At 37.7% G+C, this 22071-nt stretch carries 21 protein-coding genes; 8 read left to right on the plus strand and 13 right to left on the minus strand.

All coding sequences use genetic code 11. The features are described 5' to 3' along the window. Window positions 1-225: 225 nt before the first annotated feature. From LC040_08445 to LC040_08455, 3 genes are all read right to left on the minus strand, one after another. Entirely contained in the window at window positions 226-1674 is a 1449-nt protein-coding gene (locus LC040_08445) for a hypothetical protein (protein ID WLR53233.1), read from the minus strand. 115 nt (window positions 1675-1789) lie between these two features. Continuing rightward, window positions 1790-2563 carry a creatininase family protein gene (locus tag LC040_08450; GenBank protein ID WLR52905.1) on the minus strand — a complete coding sequence of 258 codons (774 nt, stop codon included), beginning with the start codon at window positions 2561-2563 and terminating at the stop codon, window positions 1790-1792. A 53-nt stretch (window positions 2564-2616) separates the two neighbouring features. Next, window positions 2617-2949, minus strand: a complete 333-nt coding sequence (locus tag LC040_08455; GenBank protein WLR52906.1) for a 2Fe-2S iron-sulfur cluster-binding protein — start codon at window positions 2947-2949, stop codon at window positions 2617-2619. Between the two features lie 236 nt (window positions 2950-3185). Between LC040_08455 and LC040_08460 the strand changes: the two genes are divergently transcribed. The 4 genes from LC040_08460 to LC040_08475 all read left to right on the plus strand — a co-directional run bounded on the left by LC040_08460 (window position 3186) and on the right by LC040_08475 (window position 5071). Further along, window positions 3186-3461, plus strand: coding sequence for a glutaredoxin family protein (locus LC040_08460; GenBank protein ID WLR52907.1), 276 nt, complete (start codon window positions 3186-3188; stop codon window positions 3459-3461). Continuing rightward, on the plus strand, window positions 3454-3789 hold the full coding sequence (locus LC040_08465; GenBank protein ID WLR52908.1) for a hypothetical protein: 336 nt from the start codon (window positions 3454-3456) through the stop codon (window positions 3787-3789). The genes LC040_08460 and LC040_08465 overlap by 8 nt, the downstream gene beginning before the upstream one ends. Before the next feature lie 232 nt (window positions 3790-4021). Beyond that, entirely contained in the window at window positions 4022-4741 is a 720-nt protein-coding gene (locus LC040_08470) for a TerC family protein (protein ID WLR52909.1), read from the plus strand. Window positions 4742-4765: 24 nt separating this feature from the next. Beyond that, window positions 4766-5071, plus strand: a complete 306-nt coding sequence (locus LC040_08475; GenBank protein WLR52910.1) for a hypothetical protein — start codon at window positions 4766-4768, stop codon at window positions 5069-5071. Window positions 5072-5106: 35 nt separating this feature from the next. Here LC040_08475 and LC040_08480 read toward each other — a convergent pair whose 3' ends face one another. From LC040_08480 to LC040_08490, 3 genes are all read right to left on the minus strand, one after another. Next, window positions 5107-6495 carry a hypothetical protein gene (locus LC040_08480; GenBank protein ID WLR52911.1) on the minus strand — a complete coding sequence of 463 codons (1389 nt, stop codon included), beginning with the start codon at window positions 6493-6495 and terminating at the stop codon, window positions 5107-5109. Window positions 6496-7124: 629 nt separating this feature from the next. After that, window positions 7125-7670, minus strand: coding sequence for a signal peptidase I (gene lepB, locus LC040_08485; protein ID WLR52912.1), 546 nt, complete (start codon window positions 7668-7670; stop codon window positions 7125-7127). 101 nt (window positions 7671-7771) lie between these two features. Beyond that, window positions 7772-9658, minus strand: a complete 1887-nt coding sequence (locus LC040_08490) for an ABC-F family ATP-binding cassette domain-containing protein (GenBank protein ID WLR52913.1) — start codon at window positions 9656-9658, stop codon at window positions 7772-7774. Window positions 9659-10014: 356 nt separating this feature from the next. On the opposite strand from LC040_08490, the gene LC040_08495 reads away from it, so the two are divergent. Continuing rightward, entirely contained in the window at window positions 10015-10581 is a 567-nt protein-coding gene (locus LC040_08495; GenBank protein WLR52914.1) for a hypothetical protein, read from the plus strand. 21 nt (window positions 10582-10602) lie between these two features. On the opposite strand, the gene LC040_08500 is transcribed toward LC040_08495, so the two are convergent. Continuing rightward, window positions 10603-11436, minus strand: coding sequence for a metallophosphoesterase (locus LC040_08500; protein ID WLR52915.1), 834 nt, complete (start codon window positions 11434-11436; stop codon window positions 10603-10605). Window positions 11437-11526: 90 nt separating this feature from the next. Beyond that, complete coding sequence (locus LC040_08505; protein ID WLR53234.1) at window positions 11527-12429, minus strand: aldo/keto reductase; 903 nt, start codon at window positions 12427-12429, stop codon at window positions 11527-11529. A gap of 177 nt (window positions 12430-12606) precedes the next feature. On the opposite strand from LC040_08505, the gene fdhD reads away from it, so the two are divergent. The 3 genes from fdhD to LC040_08520 are packed head-to-tail and all read left to right on the plus strand — an operon-like array spanning window position 12607 to window position 16844. Then, complete coding sequence (gene fdhD, locus LC040_08510; GenBank protein ID WLR52916.1) at window positions 12607-13413, plus strand: formate dehydrogenase accessory sulfurtransferase FdhD; 807 nt, start codon at window positions 12607-12609, stop codon at window positions 13411-13413. Beyond that, window positions 13397-16384, plus strand: a complete 2988-nt coding sequence (gene fdhF, locus LC040_08515; protein ID WLR52917.1) for a formate dehydrogenase subunit alpha — start codon at window positions 13397-13399, stop codon at window positions 16382-16384. The genes fdhD and fdhF overlap by 17 nt, the downstream gene beginning before the upstream one ends. After that, window positions 16374-16844 carry a DUF1641 domain-containing protein gene (locus LC040_08520; protein WLR52918.1) on the plus strand — a complete coding sequence of 157 codons (471 nt, stop codon included), beginning with the start codon at window positions 16374-16376 and terminating at the stop codon, window positions 16842-16844. The genes fdhF and LC040_08520 overlap by 11 nt, the downstream gene beginning before the upstream one ends. 38 nt (window positions 16845-16882) lie before the next feature. On the opposite strand, the gene LC040_08525 is transcribed toward LC040_08520, so the two are convergent. From LC040_08525 to LC040_08545, 5 genes are all read right to left on the minus strand, one after another. Continuing rightward, on the minus strand, window positions 16883-18364 hold the full coding sequence (locus LC040_08525) for a UDP-N-acetylmuramoyl-L-alanyl-D-glutamate--2,6-diaminopimelate ligase (GenBank protein WLR52919.1): 1482 nt from the start codon (window positions 18362-18364) through the stop codon (window positions 16883-16885). A gap of 669 nt (window positions 18365-19033) precedes the next feature. Further along, the gene (locus LC040_08530; GenBank protein WLR53235.1) at window positions 19034-19426 is read right to left on the minus strand and encodes a hypothetical protein; all 393 of its coding nucleotides are present in this window, start codon (window positions 19424-19426) and stop codon (window positions 19034-19036) included. Then, entirely contained in the window at window positions 19426-19677 is a 252-nt protein-coding gene (locus LC040_08535; protein WLR52920.1) for a hypothetical protein, read from the minus strand. The genes LC040_08530 and LC040_08535 overlap by 1 nt, the downstream gene beginning before the upstream one ends. Window positions 19678-20383: 706 nt before the next feature. After that, window positions 20384-21046 (minus strand): hypothetical protein, encoded by a 663-nt coding sequence (locus tag LC040_08540; protein WLR52921.1) that lies wholly within the window; start codon window positions 21044-21046, stop codon window positions 20384-20386. A 304-nt stretch (window positions 21047-21350) separates the two neighbouring features. Beyond that, window positions 21351-21938 carry a hypothetical protein gene (locus LC040_08545; GenBank protein WLR52922.1) on the minus strand — a complete coding sequence of 196 codons (588 nt, stop codon included), beginning with the start codon at window positions 21936-21938 and terminating at the stop codon, window positions 21351-21353. Window positions 21939-22071 lie beyond the last annotated feature (133 nt).

A 22071-nucleotide genomic window follows, 5' to 3' on the forward strand; every position in this document is an offset into this window, starting at 1 on the left:
TAAGGTATTTTGTATTTGGTATACCAAATAGTTTGAAATAAAAGCAACTATATCAATAAGGTTGGGAAAGATATAGTTGGCTGTTCATACGATTATCCAACAAAAGGTGTTTTGCCTTTATTTCTATTTGGTATACCATTTGATAATTATACTAACCTATTCTTTTTGAATTGTAAACACTATTTTAAATATTTTTATAATTTTAACTTTTTTAATAGTGTAATCTCACCAAATGAACACTGCGACACCTGTGGCAATCACTAAACCGCTAATAACTGGTGCAAAGTTCTTCCTTGCTAAATCAATAACTGACACACCGCAGAACCCGGCAATTGCAACAAGTGAAGACCATGCGATTAGAGTACCGCCACCTGTCCAAATTGAACCCATTTGACCAATTGCAGCAAGTGTCGATGAATCAATGCCCGCTCCTTCAGCCATCGCACCTGATAATGCACCTACTAACGGAAGACCTGAGAAGCCAGAGCCATCTAACCCGGTAATAATACCAACAATTAGTACACCAAATGCCGTTAAGAAAGCATTTTGCGGAATAACACTTTGCGTTGCTTGAACTAAATCAAATAAGAATGCAGGTGTTGTTGCATCTTCACCTAATGAAAGAATCGCACCTGTAAAGTCTGAGCTACCTAAGAAGAAGAAACCTGCAATCGGAATAACTGGCCCCATCGCTCGGAAGGCGAATACGAAGCCTTCTGTTAAATGGTCACTGATCTTATCAAGCGCATTTACACGTCCGAATGCTAATGTTGCTAGAACAAGCAATAGTGTTGCGACGCCACCGATAAAGGCTGCTCCATCGCCACCTTCAAAACCACCTGATGCATTTGGACCTACTTTCGTTGAGAACATGAAAATCATAACAGCAAGCATTGATGCTGGTACAAGGACAGCAAACCACTTAGCCCACTTGTCTTTCACACTTTCTGGAAGTGTTTGTTCACCTTCTGATACTTCTTCATTTTTTGATACACCTTGAATATTTTGAAGCTCAAGCATTGATTGCTCACTATTTGGTGTTCGGATCGTTTTACGAACTGTCACGTAAGCAATGAGAATTGCCACGCCCCCTACAATCAATGAAAGAATAAGTGCCTTATCAACTACTTGCACAGTTTCAATTCCTGCAGATTTTGCACTTAACATTGGAGCAATTTGCATAATATAGTCTGAGGAAAGCGCCATTCCTTGTCCAGCAATTGCTACTGTCATTGCAGCTCCCATTGCTGGTAAACCTGCCCGTATCGCTGCCGGTACAAGAAGTGCGCAAATTAATGGTACAGCTGGCGTAGGCCAGAAGAATAAAGAAATAACAAATGTTACGCCAATAAGAACAAAAAATGCAATATGACCATTTTTAATCAAGTTTTGAATTGGCGTAATCATCTTTTCATCTGCCCCAAGGTCTCGTAAAGAGTGTAAAAGGGCTACCATAAGGGTAATGATTAGAAAGATACTGAATAATTCTTTCGCAGCAACAAGGTTTGCATTAAATACTGCCTGGAAAGCACCTACAAAGGAAGAGTTATAGATCCATGCAACTAAGAATGTCCCTAAGATTGTAGGTAAAACAACACCCTTTCTAAATAACATCGTAGCAATGACAACAACTGTAACCAACGCATACACCCAATGAGCTATAGTTAGTTCCAACATTAACCACCCTTCCTGAACTGTTTATTATTAAAATCCTAATGTTTAACTTTTTAGCAGACGTTTAAATCTTATTCTCTCTTTTTTATTTTTCTTATTTTAATAGCAAAGGATATTACGAATGAACAGAACCAACTTCAAGTTCTAATATGTGTTCTAAGCTGCTTGCAATGTTTTCAACAGCTTCTTCCACTATTTCTCTACCAATCAACTCGCTTCCTTTCGTCCCGTTTCCAATACAGCCGTTTGCTGTCATCTCTTCATATTTATATGCACCTTGTATCGGATTACCAGGACGTAAGCGCTTCCATCTTCCATTATCATTAATTTCTCCTTTTGTTAACTTCTCTTTTCGAATTAATTGTGGTGCAAGATAGAGCGCCTCAGAGATTTCTCGTTCACAGCTATGGCCAAAAAGCGTGGATTCAATGTGTGTGCCAATCGCTTGTTTAGCTGATGCTGTAGTTTTTGCATAGTAGATTTCAACATTTAATTCCGCAGACAATGTCGTGCTTGCGATATTAAGTGTAGATTGGTTGCCACCATGAGCATTAAGAAATAAAAACTTTTCAATACCATGATGTTTAAGAGATGTAATGATATCTCTAATAAGTGCGAGCAGCGTAGACGGCTGCAATGTAATCGTTCCAGGAAAATTAATATGATGTTGCGAAACCCCCATATTAATCGTCGGGGTAATCAGTACATGTGGAAACATTCTCTTACCTAATCGTTTCGACATTTCCTCCGCCAGAACAGCATCACAGCTTTCAACCATATGTGGTCCATGCTGCTCATGCGCTCCGACCGGAACAATTGCCATCTTCACCGTCTGTAATGAATCCTTCACCTCCTCCCAAGTCATATCTGTTAAGTCATAGATTTCCACTTGACTTTCACCCTCTCTTCACTTGGCATATTGTATACCGTTAAATGCCAAATTTAAGACTCTTTAACTTTTTCTAACTTCTTTTCCTTTTTTACAATAATATTCTCTTGGGTAATTTCAATATCTTCTGTAATTGTCAACTGACAAGTTAAGCGATAACCTTCCTCAACTTTATCACCAAGCATTTTCTTCTCTTTCCAATTTGGCGGTGCCAGCTTGTCCTCTCCTTCTAGCACTTGGCATGTACATTTTGTACATTTCCCCATTCCACAACCATACTTAAGCTTTGGAAACTGGCGAATTCCTGCAAGAACAACAAGGTTAGCGTTGTCTTTCACTTGTTGTTCAATCGTTTCCCCATCGACATGTAGTTTTACATTTGGCACGTTTTTCACCCCTTTTGCAAATTTTTAGATTCATGAAATTTTTCTGAATCTTTCTTAAATTATAACAAGTTTTTGAATTATGTAAAGTGTTTCTCTTATTTAGATAGTGATAATATTTTCTATTTTTCTAATTTTCTATTAATTTAAAAAATTATATTGATTATTCTTTATGCTTCATTTACACTATAGAAAAGTTGGTATACAAAATACCGATTAATAATTTGGAGGTGAATCTTTTGGCAAAAAACATTACATTATGGAGCTCTTATTCTTGTCAGCTCTGCACAGACATTAAAGAGTATTTTGGTGAACAAAATATTTCTTACACTAACAAAGACATGAAAGCTAACCCTGAATTACGCGATCAATTAGAAGAAAAGTATCAAGTTCGTAAAGCACCTGTTATTGAAGTGGACAATGAAGTCGTCATTGGCGCTGGAAAGTTCAATGAAGAAGATTGGACAAAACTTAAGCAGCTAGTGAAAGAAAAGGAGGTTACGAACAATGGGTAAGTATATTGTATTAACAAATAAAGATACGTTTCAAACAAAAGTTGATGGAGAAGGCTTAAAGCCAATTGAAACCTATCACTTCTACTTCTTTGACACAATTAAAGCGACTTACACGATCGCAGAAGTACTAGATGATAACATTAAGATTAATCTTTATGAAGAATATGAAGGCAAAGAGTTCGTCAACAATATTAAAGTCAAATTCTTTGAAACATTTGCGACGATTGAAGAAGCACAAGAAGAATTAGATGAAATCGTTAAAGCTTCCGGGAATAGTGAAGATTCAAAGGATTCAAAGTTAGTTAAAGCTGATAATGCTGTTGTCTAACCTTTTAATTAACAAAACTTCATAACAAAGGGGAGTAGCTAGAGACAATAAAGTCGTCATTACGGGTGTTCAATAACCCCGGCTTTATTGGCAGCGTGTCTGACGCTGTTAGCGAGACCTTTGCCGATAGCTGGCAAAGGTGATGTATGCCCTTCTCCCCTACTCCCCTTAAACCTTGCCCTATCGGCAAGGTTTTTTTATTCATTTTACGTCTATAAAGGAGCGAACTGTAATGGATGCAGCCATGCTTGATTTCTTAGGAAAATTATTTTCAATTGTCATTATTGATCTTGTGTTAGCAGGAGACAACGCCATTCTAATTGGACTAGCCGCTCGTAACCTGCCTGCTCATCAGCAGAAGAAAGTTATTATTTGGGGTGCTGCCGGCGCGATCTTAATCCGTTCTGTCGCCACAATCGGTGTTGTTTGGCTTCTCAAAATTCCTGGTCTGTTGCTAATAGGCGGCCTCGTTCTTATCTTAATTGCGTATCGACTCTTAATCGAGGACCAAGAAGAAGAAAAAACAATTCAATCAAAAGCAAACCTATGGGGTGCCATCAAAACGATTATTATTGCGGATGCAGCGATGGGCTTAGATAACGTTATTGCCGTAGCAGGAGCAGCACATGGTAACTTTACACTTGTCATTCTCGGGTTATTGATCAGTATTCCGTTTGTCGTCTGGGGAAGCACGCTAATTCTGAAATTAATTAATCGTTTCCCAGCGATTATCTATATCGGCTCAGGGGTTCTCGCTTTTACAGCTGGAAAAATGCTTTTTGAAGATCCATACCTTACAGGCGGGGCCCATGATGCGGTGAACCCTCTATTAAAATGGAGCGTAACACTTATCATCGTTTCAGGTGTACTCGGTTTTGGCTATCTTAAGAAAAAACAAAAGCGCTCAGAAAGAGAACTTGTTACGAAAGAAAAGCAAGCTGTAAATAATTAACCTAGACTAAAGGGAGGAATAAAAATGGAGATTTGGGAATTGATTGAGGAAAGAGAATATCTAACTGGTGAAACAACAGACAATTACAAAGTAATCTATAAAAAGTATTGGAAACGAGAAATGGATATCAATCACCCGCTTGTATATGAAAAGAAAAAGAAAGTCGAAGAAACGATTCAACTTATTAGCGGAAAAGAACATGATTCCGTTCAAGTTGTCGCTGAATTTCAAGTAGGAGAAACCTACCCTTCAATTGACAACATCTTAAGCACGCTGAAAGCAGACTACAGTAATGTCTTTCAAGCCCTTCTACTACATGAATCTATATAATAAGAAGCCCTCCACTAAAATGGAGGGCTTCTTATTTATATAACGATTTGCAATGTCACAAGATACATCATTAACACAACCAAATAAATGACAGTGAATTGGATATTCCAATTAGAAATCTTAAATGGACTTTCATTTACAATACTAGACATTAACCCGATTGTTGCGTTGTATGGTCCCATTAAGAATGCTGAAACTGCTCCACCAAGCATCGAAACAGTTAATATATGCGGGGAGATATCTAATATATTTGGATCTAAGGAACCCGCCATTAAAGCTAAGGCGACTGCTGGATGAAGACCAGTAAACGCTAAAAGTAACGGAATGACTGGAATTAGTACAAGGAAGATTTCACTGCCAATTACCCCTTTAAATGTACCAATCCAGCCGTTCAGCAAATGATCCATACCTGATACTTGGATAGTTGATATGAAAAAACCGGCTGATAGGAATATAACAAATTGTGCTCTCATTTTTAAAAGATGTGTTTGAAAATGCTCTTTCAATCCAGAGAAAAACGCTGATGTTTTCTTTAAAAATAGTGACCAAATAAGTGCAAACGGAATAACCGTTAATGCCACTAAGACAATAAAACTAAAATGGAAAACCTGTTCAAGAATCGAAATGATCACATTAAAAATAAGAATGGCTACAAAAATCTGCAATATCCTTCTCGCGCTACCCTTCTTTCCAACCTTTTCTTCTGTTATTGCCAATTCCTCAGCAGTCTTCCCTTCTACAAGGCCTTGATTTTCTCTTTTTGAAGAAACACGCAAACCTAAAAACCAATCAAGGGCTAATCCAAAAATACTTAAAGGGATTACATAAGGAAGCACAGAACCCCAGCTCACACCTGTCATTTCAATTACAATCCCTACAATTGGCGTGACCGGAGCCCACAGAAGCGGCATCGCAAATCCATGAGTTATTGCCCGGCTCATAAAGCGTTCACGGTTTTGCAGCGTGAAAATATCAAGTGCTGGACGCATTGAATAATACGTCATCGGCAAGGTTGCCAAATTCATGAAAATACTAAAGAAATACGAAATACCAGAAGTCATCATATATAAATGTCCAGTATTCTTTACACGCTTTTCAACAAGTCCTTGAATACCTGTTGCATATTCTCCTAATCGAATTGGCAGCGCCAAAATTGGAATCAACGTAAAAAGCGTTAATAAATTCAACATTGGTCCAAACGATAAAACGTAATGCTTCCAGCCTGCACCAGCTGAAATAAGCATGATCACCCCTAACGATAAAAAAATAAGGCCAAGCACTTTGACGAATCGTTTTACATAGAAGAAACTCGTTAAGACAATGACAAGACAAATTGAGGAAAGTAGAAAGTCAATTTGCACTTTAGGAAAAATCGTCTTTACTAAATAAAGAAGGATTGATAATCCATACAAATAAATAATCATTGCATCACCAGTCTATTATTTTTTTGAAAATTTAATAATTTCTATTATAGCACTACTGGTTTGATTTTGGTATACATTATACCAAAATGACTTCATGTTATTTTTCTTATTTTTTTATCCTTCCCTACCAGCATTTCTATTATGACGATTAGCAATTTAAATAGACACCCTTTACCTTTCTCACATAACCTCAAAATATTAAAAGAAGTTATTATAATTTTGCTCCTCAAAACACCATATTGTATACCAAATACCTTTTTTAACGTCTTTTTTGTGAACATTTTATAAAAAAATCGCATTTTGGTATACAATTTTGTTCAAATGATATTGATTATCATCAGATTTTTGTTATAATAGCATTAAGCAAGATGATAATTACTACTAAGGAGGAATCCTAATGTTTAACTTCCTATTTGGTTCAAAAAAAGCTTTGAACAAAGCGGAGCGTAAGTATAAAACACTTCAAAAGATTTTAAAGTTTTAATCAGCTCACCACCCAATGAGCACTTGAACGTTTAAATTTTTTTATAGCAGACGATATAGAAAAACCACACCAATTTTTCGGTGTGGTTCTTTTTTGTATAACAAAAAAAGCTTGCAATTTTGCTGCAAGCTTTTCTGCACTCTTCTTATTGAATAAACCGAAATGTATCAAAAGGATAAAAGACGAACTCTGCTTTTCCGATTACTTTCTGGACTTCAAATGAACCGAGCTCTTCACTATCTAGGCTATTTGGACGATTATCTCCAAGCACAAAAACATGACCTTTTGGAATCACTTGCGGTGGTATATCATTTGTTAAGTTCAGGCCTTGCTGTTTTGCTTGTTTTTTCTTTTCTTCTAGGTAATCTTCTTTTACAGGTTGATCATTAATATAAAGCGTGTCGTCCCGTACTTCTACCTTATCACCAGCAATCGCAATAACGCGCTTCACATAATTCTCATCTTCCGTTGCCCGTAATATAACAACATCGCCCCGTTTTGGTTCATCAAATAAATAGACAGCTGAGTTCACCAACACCCGATCATGGTTTTTTAATGTACCTTCCATTGATGAACCTTCAACTAAGTATGGCGCAAATAAGAAGATTTTTACAAAAAGAGCGATTCCAAACACGATGAGAAATGTTTTACCCCAATCCCACGTTTCTTTCAGTAGTTGTTCTTTTTTCAACCTTGTCACATCCTCGATTTGATCCTGTTACCTCTAATATTACATAACAATAACGTTTTCTACAATATTTAACATTACGAGGGAGTACAATAGATTTCCAATCATTCTTCTTCCATTAATAATGAGAGCTCTTCCCACCGCTCCATCGCTTGCTCTAATTCTTCTTCGACTTGTTGCTGTTCTTTGAACAAGTCATTGACTGCCCCAATGTCACTGCCAGCCTCTGCGATTTTTTGCTGTAGTTCCTCATTACATTGTTCGAGGTTTGTAATGCGGTCTTCAATTTCATTCCACTCAATTTGGTCTTTATAAGATAGCTTCTTTCGTTTTTTCGGTTTTGCTTCTACTTTTGGTGCCTCGTGCTTTTCTTTTGGTTGCTTTGTACTGCTTTCTTTTTCAAGCTTTTGTTTTTCTAAATAGTCACTGTAATTACCTTGAAAACGGTCAATCACACCATTTCCATGAAAACAAATCAGATGGTCAACAACTTTATCTAAGAAATAGCGATCATGGGATACAGTAATAACAACGCCAGGAAATGATTCTAAATAGTCCTCGAGGATTGCTAATGTCTGGACATCCAAATCATTGGTCGGCTCATCTAAAAACAGCACATTTGGTTCGCCCATTAACACGCGAAGCAAATACAAACGACGCCGTTCCCCGCCTGACAGCTTATGAATGTACGTCCACTGCATACTTCGTGGGAACAAAAACCGTTCTAGCATCTGTTCAGCTGTAATGACTTGCCCATCTGCTGTCTGAACAACCTCTGCTTCTTCCTTAATATATTCCACAACGCGTAAGCTTTCATCTAAATCAAGGTTTTCTTGTGTATAGTAGCCAATTTTGACGGTTTGACCTGTTTTGATGGTGCCGCTGTCTGGTTCTACACGTCCGGCCATCATATTCAGTAAGGTTGTTTTTCCGCTTCCGTTTGGTCCGATAATGCCAAGACGCTCATTTGGCACAACAAGATAATTGAAATCATTCAGAACAGTTTGTTCACCATAGCTTTTTGTCACGTCCTCAAGCTCAAGCACATCATTTCCAAGCCTTGTTGAGCCAATCGCAATATCAAGCTGGCCTCCTGCAGCTGGTCCCTTCGTATCTTGAAGCTTATCAACTCGTTGAATACGGGCTTTTTGTTTTGTCGTCCGTGCTTTTGCACCGCGTCTTAGCCATGCTAATTCTTTGCGAAGAAGGTTTTGACGTTTGCGCTCATCACTGATTTCAAGCTCTTCCCTTTCAGCCTTCTTCTCCAGAAAGACCTCATAGTTGCCCTCATATGTATACAGCTTTCCTTTGTCTAGCTCAAAAATACGATTCGTTACGCGGTTAAGAAAATACCTGTCATGCGTAACGACGATAAGTGAGCCCTTATATTGTGACAGAGCGGTTTCAAGCCATTCAATTGTTTCATTATCAAGATGGTTAGTCGGCTCATCCAAAATCAATAAGTCTGCTGGCTGGATTAATGACCTCGCAATCGCAATCCGCTTCTTCTGTCCGCCTGATACTTCATTTACCTTCTTTGTAAAGTCTTTAATACCTAGCTTCGTGAGTATAGTTTTTGCTAATGTATTGGCTTCCCATGCATTTTGTTCATCCATCTTTTGTTGCATTTGAAGAAGCTGCTCTTGTTTTGCTGAATTTGTCGCATCTTCATTTAACTCAAGCAATGCTTCTTCATAAGCCCTCATCACCCGCATAAGCGGTGAATCACCATAATAAATTTGCTCAAGCACTGTCAGTTCTTCCTCAAAATCAGGATCCTGGTCTAAATATTCGATACGGAATTGGTTAGAATGAAACATCTGACCTTCTTCAGCTGACTCAATACCCGCAAGGACCTTCAAGAGGGTTGACTTCCCTGTGCCGTTCACCCCTATTAAACCAATTCGCTCCCTTTCAGATACCGAAAACGAAATGTGATCAAATAATACTTTTTCACCATATGTTTTTAATAAATTTTCTACAACAAGCATTCTGAGCTCCCCCTCTCAACCCAGGAATGGAAATAAGCATAATGGGTAAGCTCAGCACCAACTTAAGAAAAGAGGTGTGAGCCAAATTTCGCCTCATTCTTTATTTCATAAAAGGCTGTCAACGTGGATAATGGATAGGCTCTTTTCCACGAAAAAATACTCATCGCTCAACTCATTCCTTGCTTCCAATGATATGTCTAACTGCTATTTTACTATCTCACACTTTTCTTGAAAACAAAACAAAAAACGATACGTCCTTTCAGGCGGTATCACGGTTAAATATTTTACCACCCATATTCTTAACTCAGTCTAACCACAATATTAGAAACAGGACGACTACAAAGGATGAAGAAGAGATGAGAATACATTTGCTTAATTTATGGACGTTTTTTGATCCGCTTTACTTTCGGTGTACACGTTTAACTTACCTGCAAGAAAAGAAAAATATCCTTCGTATTCGGCTTACCACTTATAAAGGCCGGCCCGTTACACTGGCAGATGGCACACGTATTCACAGAAAAGATACACTTATTAAGGTCCATTTGCACAACTGCCGTCTGCTTCAAGAGCTGAATGCGCTCGAACATGAGCTAAAAAAAGTACGCTACCTTTATCGTTCTGTTCAGGAGTCATTACCAGAGCTTGTCTCGTATATCCAAAGCCATCCACAGCGAGATAAAATAAAAGGGATCGTCGGAATTACAGCCTTAAATAAAAGCTGTGAACGACTTGGCTTTGAAGTACATGCGATTTCCAATCCATTTTATAAATGGTTCAAAGTGTTTGCCCACCTGCCAATTCACTTAATTTCTATGCCGCAGCCTACACTTTCAAGCATCGCAAAACACGAGCCTACCTACTTATTCATGTCAACGGAAACGCTATTTGATAAATATAAAAATGAAAAAGCCAAAAGCACCTAAATTGGACTTTTGGCTTTTTTGTTATCCAGCACTCGCAGCTGTTTGTGATGGAATCATTAGTTTGTGAATCGTGATTTCAGGCCGACTTCCGACCCTAATATTGACGCCGGTTTGGCCTAATCCTTCATTAATATAGAAGCGTTTTCCGTCGTATTCCTGTAATCCTTTCACCATATCCATCCGCGGCAGCTTTCCCATCTTCACAAGGTGATACGCCTTCGGATAGCAAATCTGCCCGCCATGAAAGTGACCAGCAAGTAAATAGTCAACACGATAACCCTTCATGTGAAGGACAACGTTTGGATCGTGAGTTAAGACGAAATGATAGCCGCTTCCTACTTGTTGATAAGCAGCTTCTACATCACTACGGTTTGTACTATGATCATCAATTCCAATTAATTGAATCGTATGCCCATCAATTTCAAGTGTCTTCGATTCGTTTTGTAATGTCTTACAATGATACGCTTCTAATATTTGTTGTAATGCTGTAAAGTTTTTCTTGCGTAAGACATAATCATGGTTGCCAAATACAGCATAGATTCCATGCTTTGGATTTAATTTGTTAAAGGCTTTCAAGTAAGGAATGAGCTTAGGAATGCTTCTTTTACGGTCAAGGAAATCACCTGTTAAGGCAATGAGGTCAATCGGTTCGTCTTTTAGCTGTTCATAAATGTCTTGAGCTGAGACAGAAATGTTTTCAAGGTGCATATCAGAGATTTGAAGTACGTTTAAGTGAAGAGATGATTCACCATCATTATCTATTTGAACATGATTTAATTGGACTTGCTTTGTATTATGATGCGCTCGGTATAGTAATGAAGCGAGCGGTATAAACAATAAAAACAATAAGGCCATGAAGCAACACCTCCATGGTCCATTATACATAAAAATAAGTTAATTTCTGTTAGTAATTCATGGAGGCATTACCACTGCCAAAAATACTCTTTAATCAACTTCCTTGCCTGTTGAGCTTTGCCAAACCTCAAACCATTGCTGACGTGTTAGTTTGATCTCTAATGCCTTTACAGCAGAGCGAATACGTTCTATGTTGCCAGTTCCGATAACAGGAAGAATGTTGGCTGGATGATTTAATAACCATGCATAGGCAACTTGGTCGATGGAATCTGCCCCTACTTCTTCCATAATTTTTTCTAATGTTGAGCGGACACGTACAGCCTGCTCATTAGCTGCTTTAAATAATTTCCCGCCAGCAAGAGGCGACCATGCCATTGGTGAAATGCCCTTTTGCTGGCACTGCTCAATCGCCCCATTGTCAAAGCTGCCTAAATACAACGGTGAAATCTCAATTTGATTTGTTACAAGCGGGAAGCTCAAATATTCACTCAGCATATTAAATTGTGAAGGGGTAAAGTTTGAGACTCCAAAGTGTAGCACCTTTCCTTGTTTCTTAAGTGTTGTAAAGGCTTCAGCTACTTCTTCAGGGTCCATATATGGGTCTGGTCTATGTATAAGCAATGTATCAATATAATCTGTCTGAAAGTTTTTTAATGAATTTTCGACTGACTGGAAGATGTGCTCTTTGCTTGTATCATAATATTTGATTTGATGTTCTGGCCGGTTTTTTGATTTTAATTTTATTCCGCACTTTGTAATGATTTGAAGGTCTTTTCTTAATCCTGGCTTTAGTGCTAATGCTTCTCCAAATAACTGCTCACATGTATAACTACCATATATATCCGCATGGTCAATGGATGTAATGCCAAGCTCAGCTGTTTGCTCAACTAATTGTACTCGTTCTTCCTTGGTCATGTTCCAATCTGCCATTCTCCAATGCCCATGCACTAATCTTGAAAGCTTTAAATTATCACTTAATTTCACTTTTTCCATTATCAATGCCTCACTTTCTTCATGTTGGTACAACATTTCACGTCCTTCATTCTAACAAACTTGTACTCGAAATCTCTCCTATTTCGTTTTCCCCTATTTAATGAAAAGATGTTTCACCTCCTGCACAATAGGAAAAAAATTTTATATAAAACCTTTTATGAAAAGAGGGAGGGTGAAATGGAAAAAGGAACAAACGTTTGGAAGACACTTAAATTTCAAAAACACTTAATGAGCTATGAAGATGACGTGATCGCTGAAGAATTTCCACTAACTATTCTAATTAATGGTCAAGAATTTGCTACGATGGCCTGCACACCTGCCAATCTCAAGGAGCTTGTCGTTGGCTTTCTTGCTTCAGAAGGCATTATCCTTACTTATTCTGATATTCAGACGATATCCATTGATTCTACAGATGGATTTGCTTATGTAGAACTAAATAAACCTTTTACAAATGATCAAGCATCTCAAAAACGCTGGATCGGCTCCTGTTGCGGGAAAAGCAGAGTTTTTTATTTTAAAAATGATGTCAAAACAGCAAGAACGATTACATCACAAATGACCATCACTCCAGCGCAATGTATGGAGCTTATGAACACATTTCAATACGAAGCAACAATGTTTCAGCAAACAGGCGGCGTCCATCAAGCATCCATAGCAACAGAACACGGGTTAATGATTAGTTTCGCGGATATAGGCAGGCATAATGCACTCGATAAGCTGTATGGAAAAGTGCTCATAGACAGAATTCCTTTACGTAACAAATTGATTATTTTCAGTGGAAGAATTTCTTCAGAAGTATTGTTGAAAGTCTCAAAAATGAGAATCGGGCTCGTTCTTTCTAAGTCAGCCCCTACTAACCTTGCATTACAGCTTGCACAAGACTTAAATATTACTGCTATCGGGTTTATAAGAGGGGACCGTATGAATGTCTACACTCACGAAAAGCGAATAAACAGTTCTCATCATTATGAAGAAAAAGCCTAGCAGAAGGAGGAATTTCATTTTGCCTGAGAAGGAACATACGACCGTTACGATTAATGGCCATGATTACACTGCAGCTCGAGACCAAAACTTGTTAGAACTGATCAATGAAACCGACGAAACCATCCCACAAATTTGTTATAACGAGGCGCTTGGTCCAATTGAAACGTGCGATACATGTATCATTGAAGTAAATGGTGAATTAAAACGTGCCTGCGGAACAAGAATAGACGCCGGCATGCAAATCAACACCCAAATCCCCCAAGTGAAAGAAGCCCAAAAAGAAGCGCTCGATAATATCTTAGAAAAGCATGAACTCTATTGCACAGTATGTGATTACAACAATGGCGAATGCGAGATTCATAACACAGTGGCTGATTTCGGCTTAGATCATCAATCTAAAGAATTCAAACCTTCCACATATGAAGTTGATCGTTCACACCCTTTCTATCGTTATGATCCAAACCAATGTATACTTTGTGCCCGCTGTGTTGAAGTGTGTCAGGATGTTGAAGTGAATGAAACACTGACCATTGATTGGGAGCGCAATGAACCTCGCGTTATATGGGACAATGATGTATCAATTGATCAATCTTCATGTGTGAGCTGCGGTCAGTGTGTGACTGTTTGTCCATGTAATGCATTGATTGAGAAGGATATGGAGCATGAAGCTGGCTTTTTAACAGACCAAAAACCAGGCACACTCCGCTCGATGATTGATCTAACGAAAAAAGCAGAATCAGGATACGGGCCTTTATTTGCAGCTTCCGATACAGAAGCCGCAATGCGCCAGGAACGAATTAAGAAAACAAAGACTGTCTGCACGTATTGCGGTGTTGGATGTAGCTTTGATATTTGGACAAAAGATCGGAAAATATTAAAAGTACATCCACATTCAGAAGCACCAGCAAACGGAATCTCCACCTGTATTAAAGGGAAGTTTGGCTGGGATTACGTGAATAGTGAAGAACGGCTTACAAAACCTCTTATCCGTCGTGGCGACTCGTTTGAAGAAGTCGAGTGGGATGAAGCCATTACATATATAGCGAATCGCTTTCGTGAAATTAAAGATGAGCACGGAGCCGACGCATTAGGTTTCATCGCCTCTTCTAAAGCAACAAATGAAGAATCCTATCTTATGCAAAAATTAGCACGGCAAGTTATTGGAACAAACAATGTCGACAACTGTTCCCGTTATTGTCAAAGCCCCGCTACAAAAGGGTTGTTTCGGACAGTTGGGCACGGCGGAGACAGCGGTTCAATTGACGATATTGCTTCAGCTGACCTCGTTATAACAATCGGATCAAACACTGCTGAATCACACCCTGTATTAGCATCCAGAATTAAACGTTCTCAAAAGCTTCACGGACAAAAGCTACTTGTATTTGACTTACGTAAGCACGAAATGGCTGAGCGTGCAGATCACTTCTATCAACCAAAGTCTGGAACCGACCTCGTCTGGGTCTCAGCTATTACAAAATATATTCTGGACAAAGGATGGGAAGATAAGCAATTTCTCAAAGAATGGGTAAATGGCTTAGATGAATACCGAGAAAGCCTGCAAAAATTCACGCTTGATTATGCCGAACAGCTAACAGGAATTTCCGCAGAAACGCTTAAACAATTAGCAGAAGAAATTGCTCATACAGATAAGGTCGCCATTTGCTGGGCAATGGGCGTAACTCAGCATTCATTAGGAAGCGATACAAGTACAGCCATTTCAAACCTTCTCTTAGTCACAGGAAATTATCGAAGACCAGGCACAGGTGCTTATCCACTGCGCGGTCACAACAATGTTCAAGGGTGCAGTGACTTTGGCAGTATGCCGAACTTCTTCCCTGGTTATGAGAAAACAACGGATGAGCAAGCTCGTAAGCGTTATGAACAAGCTTGGCGTGTGAACTTGCCGAGCGAACCAGGCATGGATAATCACGAAATGATTAAAGCCATCCATGAAGATAAATTAAAATCATTTTATGTCATAGGTGAAGATACTGGAATCGTTGATGCAAATATTAACTATGTGACAGATGCGTTTGAAAAGCTTGAATTTTTTATCGTTCAAGATTTGTTTTTCACTGCAACTGCACAGTATGCAGATGTCGTTCTACCTGCTGTACCGAGCTTGGAAAAGGAAGGGACATTTACGAACACAGAACGTCGTATTCAGCGACTCTACAAAGCGCTTGAACCTGTTGGTGACTCAAAGCCTGATTGGGAAATCTTAATGATGCTCGCAAAAGAATTTGGCTATGATTGGGGCTACACACACCCGAGTGAAATTATGGAGGAATCAGCCAAGATTTCACCGCTATTTGCCGGGGTCAACTATGAAAGGTTAGAAGGGTACCAATCATTGCAATGGCCAGTAGCGGAAGATGGCACAGACGAGCCGATGCTCTTTACAGAAGGGTTTCCGTTTGATGATGGGAAAGCAAAGCTTTATCCATTAGATTTTGAACTACCATTTGATACAACCGAAGAATATGATTTGCATGTCAATAACGGCCGGCTTCTTGAACATTTCCATGAAGGAAACATGACCTATAAGGTGCCGGGCATTGTAAGCAAGACTCCAAACCCATTCATTGAAGTCTCGCCAACACTTGCGAAAGAACGCGACATAGAGGAAGGTGCTGAAGTCAAGCTCATTTCCGATGCAGGTGAAGCAACCGGCACTGTTACCATTACCGACCGTGTCCGCGACAATGAATTATTTATACCGTTAAGTGCAAATGGAAAATCAGCGGTCAATTATTTGACAGATAATCGTGTTGATAAAGACTCCGACACACCAACCTACAAGGAAATTGCCGTGAAAATGAAAGTACTGAAGAAAAAAGGAAAATCGCCTATTCCATCTAACAACCATCGACGTGGAAATCGACAGCCACAAATAAGTGTAAAGGTGAATGAAAAATGGCAGCGCGATGACTACCAATTCCCGGGAAGAAAGGTGGATCATGATGGCTAAAGCAATCTCAAATATCAAAAAAATGGACGTCCCTAAAGAAATTCAAGTCGATAAAGACGTACAAGAAATCAAAGAAGCCCTCTCTGAAAACAAAGAGGCTGTGCTAAAAGGAATTAAGCTACTTCGCGCTTTAGATGATGGCGATACATTAGATTTACTGTATGCTCTTACGAAGCAAAAAAAAGAAGCCATTCATAACTTCTCGGAAGAATTAAATAGACCCCAATATTCAAAGATATTCGAAAACCTTCCAGAGATGATGTTTCTATTTGGAGAGCTTGATTTACCTGCTATTCGAAACATTACAGGCCGTATTAACGAAGGATTGAAAACAGCTGAAGCTGAAAGCCAATCCCATAAGACAAGCTATATGGACTTAGCAAAAGCATTAAAAGACCCTGATATTAATCGAAGCATCACCATGGCCCTCTACTTTCTTAAAGGAATGGGCCGAGAGTAAATGGAAAAAATCCCGCACAACCGTTTGTGCGGGACCTTTTATCTTGCCATTTGATTGATCTCCTTCTCCAATGACCATTCATTGTCGACAAACCTTACCGTTTCATTGTCATTCTTTGTCGCTAAGGCATAGTCTTGCTGATAAGGCTCATTTCCTTTCCCGGTTATAATCACCCAGTCTCCTTCCTCAGCACGTTCAAGCGCTTCTTTTATCGCAAGTGTTCGATCTGAACAGAACGTACCATTGGAATGCCCACAGCCGCGCTGCAGTCGGTTCATCTCTGCTTCCATAATCTCTTTCGGCACATGATTCAAATCATCAAGCGTTAAGATATATTCATCACTAAGCTTCGAAGAAACAGCCAGCATCTCTTCTCGTTTGCTTGTATCCCGATTTCCACGATAGCCAAACACATGCATAATACGCCGAGCGCCAGACTTCTTCGCCGTATTCAAGCAATGATAAATAGCAGAAGCCGTATGGGCATAATCGACAACAACCGTTATCCCTTGCGTTGTTTTCATTAATTCAAACCGCCCAGGGACGTGTTGAAGATGCTTCAAAGACGCAGTTATTTCATTCGCTTCTACTCCACATTCATTTGCTACGATATACGCAAGCGACGCATTGCAAATATTATGCTGACCTGGAATCGATAAGGCAAGCGTTAAGTTTGTCCCTTTTCGATTCAGCGTGCCAATTGATTTAAATGATTTGAAATGATGCGTAAGCTGAATATCATTTGTTTCCTCTTCCCCAACCGAAAGCGTCGCAACACCTTTTGCACGAAGATCTTCCGCTAATCGCTTCGCCCACTGGTCTTCTGCATAAATAATTGCTCTACCGTCTTCTTTCAGCTGATCAAACAGCTTACATTTCGTTTCAAAGTAATTCTCCATCGTCTTATGGTAGTCTAAATGATCACGATCCAGGTTTGTAAACAGCGCATAATCAAAGCTAATCCCTTCAATCCGATGCTGTGAGATCCCATGTGAAGACACTTCCATAATGACAAAATCATCTTCACTTTCACTCAACAGCCTGTTTAACTCCAACGGTTCTGGGGTAGTGTTAATTGATGGAAATTCTTGTCCGTTTACAATATTTTTCACTGAGCCAAATAAAGCACACGAATAACCGGCAGTCTCTAAGATATGCTTCACCATATAGGAAGTCGTCGTCTTCCCGTTCGTACCAGTTATGCCGATCATCCTCTTCCGTCGTGAAGGCTCTCCATAAAACTTACTCGCTAGCTTCGCAAGTACTTTACGACTATTGGACACTCGTATATATGGAACATCTAACGCAAGGTCCTTTTCTCCAACAATCAAGCTCGCCCCTGCTTGTATCGCGTCCGCTATATAATCATGGCCATCAGCAGCATGTCCACTTATCGCTACAAAAAGGAATCCTTCCTCTACCTTTAACGAATTCGCTGTGATGCCTTTAATCATGAAGTTATTATCTCTTTCTATTCCTTCCACCTCTTCAATACCAGTAATCAATTCATGAATATTCATCTCGGTATTCCCCTTAGCAGTAATTTAGTTTTATTCCGTATTCCCTTATTCTTTGATTAACCTTGATTATCAATTCGTAAACTTGTATTATTTTTTAGTCGATTGGGAAGTGGAAGTTATGGGAAGGTTGAGGTGAAAATTAAATTAAATACGGTAAGTGAAATTTTAAATTTTGAATTGATTGTTCCTCTTCTGCTCATATGAGAGCGTTCTATAAACGATTAAGAAGAAAAGGTTGAGCTGCTTGATCGCCCCAACCTTTTATTTGTTATTTCTTTTGCTATTATCCGCTACGAAAAATGTGATTAGTGAAATTTTAACCCACGCACTCATATAGAGTGCGACGAAACATCTCAACACTTATCAGACATTATGTTGATTTCAATCCACACACTCATATAGAGTGCGACCAGGCAGATTAGGAGTATCGTTGCCCCACACAAATTTCAATCCACACACTCATAAGAGTGCGACAGCGATTTCTGAACAAATCTATTTATTATTAGGTAGATTCAGTTCAAAATCCGCTATTTTCTTTGATAAAATAAAGAACCTAATAATAATTATAGCAAATAATGTTTATAAAGTTACAATATAAAGAAATATAAGTGTCTTTTTTAAAGAAAGAGCTATAGTGAGCTATTAAATGACTCATAGTTGTGTTGGTATTTACCCTTTAATTAATTCTGCTGCAACCTTCACTGTTATATCTTTTAGTTCATTATAACCCCATTCTGTTAATCTCTTAACTACTGTACTAGTTTTTTCTTCACCAGTATCCGTTGGGTTGATGTTCAATTTACTCTCTACATAACTAAGACCTCTTGGTGACACCATTAGAAGCTTAGTATTCACCATCACCGGTAATTTCTCACGTCCACCTACTACAAACTCCACATTAGTGATCAAACCTTCGTTGACTAACTTTTGTAACGCAACAATAAAAACATCATTACTTAATTCAAGTTTTTCTGCTGTTATGCTTTCCATATCAGGCAAGTCCTTTTGGTACTCAGTATAATATGCTAATAAAACTTTTTGTTTAATATCTAACCCCTTCATCACTTATACATATCTCCTATTTTAATTTGAACATCAACATAGATATCCCCAGCTTCTTTTGGTGTAATACCAAATTTTTCACTAGCTAATTTCGCAACAATTTGATCATGTACCTCAGGTAAATAATTCTCCCCTTCGTTCGTGATAGCATTATAATTACTATCCATATAAACAAAAATACTCTTAATTTGGTCCTCTAATTCGTTAACCATTTTTTCAACTGCAGAATGCGGATTTCTGTATTTATACAAGTCAACACTCTCCTTCCACCTACTCTATTTAACAAAAGGATATATTTCCCTTTATATAAAAATTTCATGTTTTTCAAAAATAGATACCAAATATAACAATGCAATAATGGAGTATATTGATACAATCTTAACAGTAACCTTTCGAGGAATATTAATCATTATTAATATTTTCCCTATCAACATGCTTGTCACAATAACAATTAAAGAAATACCCCCAAGCGCATATGCGATATTGTCAAATGTTTCAGTATATACTTTAAAAAATACATCCATACTCTTCAATCCCCTTTAAATCAGATACAGGATGCTATGAAATAAGTTAACGAAGCAACAAAAGGTCGAGTTGAGTGAGAAAAGCGCTCTTTTCAACTAATACTCTAATAAAAATTAGGAAAAACTGAGGTAGACTTTTTAAAAAATTTACAAAATACACAAATATGCTCTTTATAGTGATAATCCAAGCATAACAGTTCCAAGTGCTCGTGGTTCAATAAGACATCCACATTATAAATTTAATCTGGAGTAAACCAGGTCTTATGATGAACTATATTCCCCGCTCTTACCCAGTTTGCATAAACCAAACTGACTGATAAAATATGAATTCCTACAATCTAGCTATGCTTTTGGTTTATAAAACTTTTTACTAAATAGTTTCATTAGAATCAACTACTAAAATAAACAGCGTTTCTTATGAGATAATACTTTGTTACCAATATAGTGCCATATTAAATTTATCCTCTTGATTACCAATTAACATACAGTGTAACTGATAGCCCTTAATATCTGGGGTTAAAGAATCTCTTACAGTGTGAGCCACATCATATGCAATTTCAAGGTCTTTTGCTTTAGAGCCATGTGTTCTAAGGAACGGAAAATAATCTACTTTTGTTTGATCATAATCAGGTATTGAACCTGCACCTTTCCCTAATTGAACTATCTGAGAAAAATAATCAAAGTAATTAAACCACCCGATTACAAATACACTTTTGTACTTCTTACCATGCTTAATTTCACTTATTAACCAATCAAAATCATACTTTATTTGTTTCCAAGGGGTACTGTTTGAATTCGACTTTTTATTGCTTGCAAAATAATTTCTCAAATACTTTACTTCTATTTTAAAATCTTTGTCTTTAATATAAATATCTGTTTTAGGTAAGTTTCCTCTTTTATCTTTGTTCTCAAAGTAAGCCATTTGTTTAAAGGGAAAGCCTACTCTAAAAGCTAAGTCAGTCTCATTAAATTCATTATTCGCAATCTCCTTAAGTTCTTCTTTAGATTTTACATGCCGGAATTGCTCATTAAATTCATCAATGATAAACAAACAAGTAGATATTAAATATTGGTCTATAGTTGGGTTCTTTCCCATACTTTATTCCTCCCTTTTCTTTATCATAATTTCGATAAAAAGATCTAAACACCTTCAATATTTTGTAAATTCTCCTCTAACTATAAATTGGAAAGCGAGTGACAAAGTTTCCTTCAGTGAATAAACTGAACTGGGTAAAACGCTAAAATTATTCCTTTCCACTCAATAGATACATATTTTCATAAATTCTGATTTAGTTTTATCAAACGCAAAGTGGCATATTGAAAAAATAATTTATCAAACTCTCTCTGATTTTCTTTGGAAAAAGTGTTGTTCACATCAATTGCATGGGGTGATGAGACTATTAATTATAATTATTTATTCTCTTATTTAATAATTCAGTTTCTTTTAATGATAGCTCTAACAACTCAATATTTTCCTTGTTGACACTTTGTGCTGGCTCAATTTGTGCTTTCATTTTTTCTAAAAGCAATTGTTGTTCTACAATTTGAGGTTCTAATTTTTTAAAATCTTTTTTTATTGCACTCAATTCATTCTTTATCTTACTATCGCTTTTTCCTTTAAAATAAAAGATTATTAATAAAAAAGAAAAACTAATTATCGTTATTTCTGATACAATTTCAGGTTTTATCCCTTCTGTGACCATTGGAAAAACAACAAAACAAAAAACCGCCAAAAAGTTCCACACTTCTGTTTTTAACAACCAATTAACTAATTTAACCAACAAATTTAATAGCCAATTTTTTTCTTCTTTAATTCTCGGAGTATATGAAAGTAGCTCTCCCATTGTAAAGAAAAAACTAGACACAGCTAGTGAGGATACATATTTTTCTGAAATTTCTACTAGTCCAATATATTTATAGACTAGCGCTGATAAATAAGCCCAAGCTATATATAATAAAAACTTGTCACCAAGGTGATTGCTCTTCAAAATTCTTCCCCCTCACAATATCCTCAAGTTTGTAACTACTTAAGGGCTTTTTTGCTACAGTGTAAATAATTTCAATAGTTCTATCTTTTTCCATATAAAACAAGAGGAATACTGGCTTTTTAACTTACATTAT

It is taken from the genome of Bacillus tianshenii (assembly GCA_020524525.2).
Classification (GTDB): Bacteria; Bacillota; Bacilli; order Bacillales; family Bacillaceae_N; genus Bacillus_AV.

Excerpts from the sequence above, each read along its gene's own strand:
- LC040_08465 (WLR52908.1), top strand. The coding sequence starts at position 3,454 with ATGGGTAAGTATATTGTATTAACAAATAAAGATACGTTTCAAACAAAA.
- LC040_08470 (WLR52909.1), top strand. The coding sequence starts at position 4,022 with ATGGATGCAGCCATGCTTGATTTCTTAGGAAAATTATTTTCAATTGTC.
- LC040_08475 (WLR52910.1), top strand. The coding sequence starts at position 4,766 with ATGGAGATTTGGGAATTGATTGAGGAAAGAGAATATCTAACTGGTGAA.
- LC040_08480 (WLR52911.1), bottom strand. The coding sequence starts at position 6,495 with ATGATTATTTATTTGTATGGATTATCAATCCTTCTTTATTTAGTAAAG.
- LC040_08490 (WLR52913.1), bottom strand. The coding sequence starts at position 9,658 with ATGCTTGTTGTAGAAAATTTATTAAAAACATATGGTGAAAAAGTATTA.
- LC040_08495 (WLR52914.1), top strand. The coding sequence starts at position 10,015 with ATGAGAATACATTTGCTTAATTTATGGACGTTTTTTGATCCGCTTTAC.
- LC040_08500 (WLR52915.1), bottom strand. The coding sequence starts at position 11,436 with ATGGCCTTATTGTTTTTATTGTTTATACCGCTCGCTTCATTACTATAC.
- LC040_08505 (WLR53234.1), bottom strand. The coding sequence starts at position 12,429 with ATGGAAAAAGTGAAATTAAGTGATAATTTAAAGCTTTCAAGATTAGTG.
- fdhD (WLR52916.1), top strand. The coding sequence starts at position 12,607 with ATGGAAAAAGGAACAAACGTTTGGAAGACACTTAAATTTCAAAAACAC.
- fdhF (WLR52917.1), top strand. The coding sequence starts at position 13,397 with ATGAAGAAAAAGCCTAGCAGAAGGAGGAATTTCATTTTGCCTGAGAAG.
- LC040_08520 (WLR52918.1), top strand. The coding sequence starts at position 16,374 with ATGATGGCTAAAGCAATCTCAAATATCAAAAAAATGGACGTCCCTAAA.
- LC040_08525 (WLR52919.1), bottom strand. The coding sequence starts at position 18,364 with ATGAATATTCATGAATTGATTACTGGTATTGAAGAGGTGGAAGGAATA.
- LC040_08530 (WLR53235.1), bottom strand. The coding sequence starts at position 19,426 with ATGAAGGGGTTAGATATTAAACAAAAAGTTTTATTAGCATATTATACT.
- LC040_08540 (WLR52921.1), bottom strand. The coding sequence starts at position 21,046 with ATGGGAAAGAACCCAACTATAGACCAATATTTAATATCTACTTGTTTG.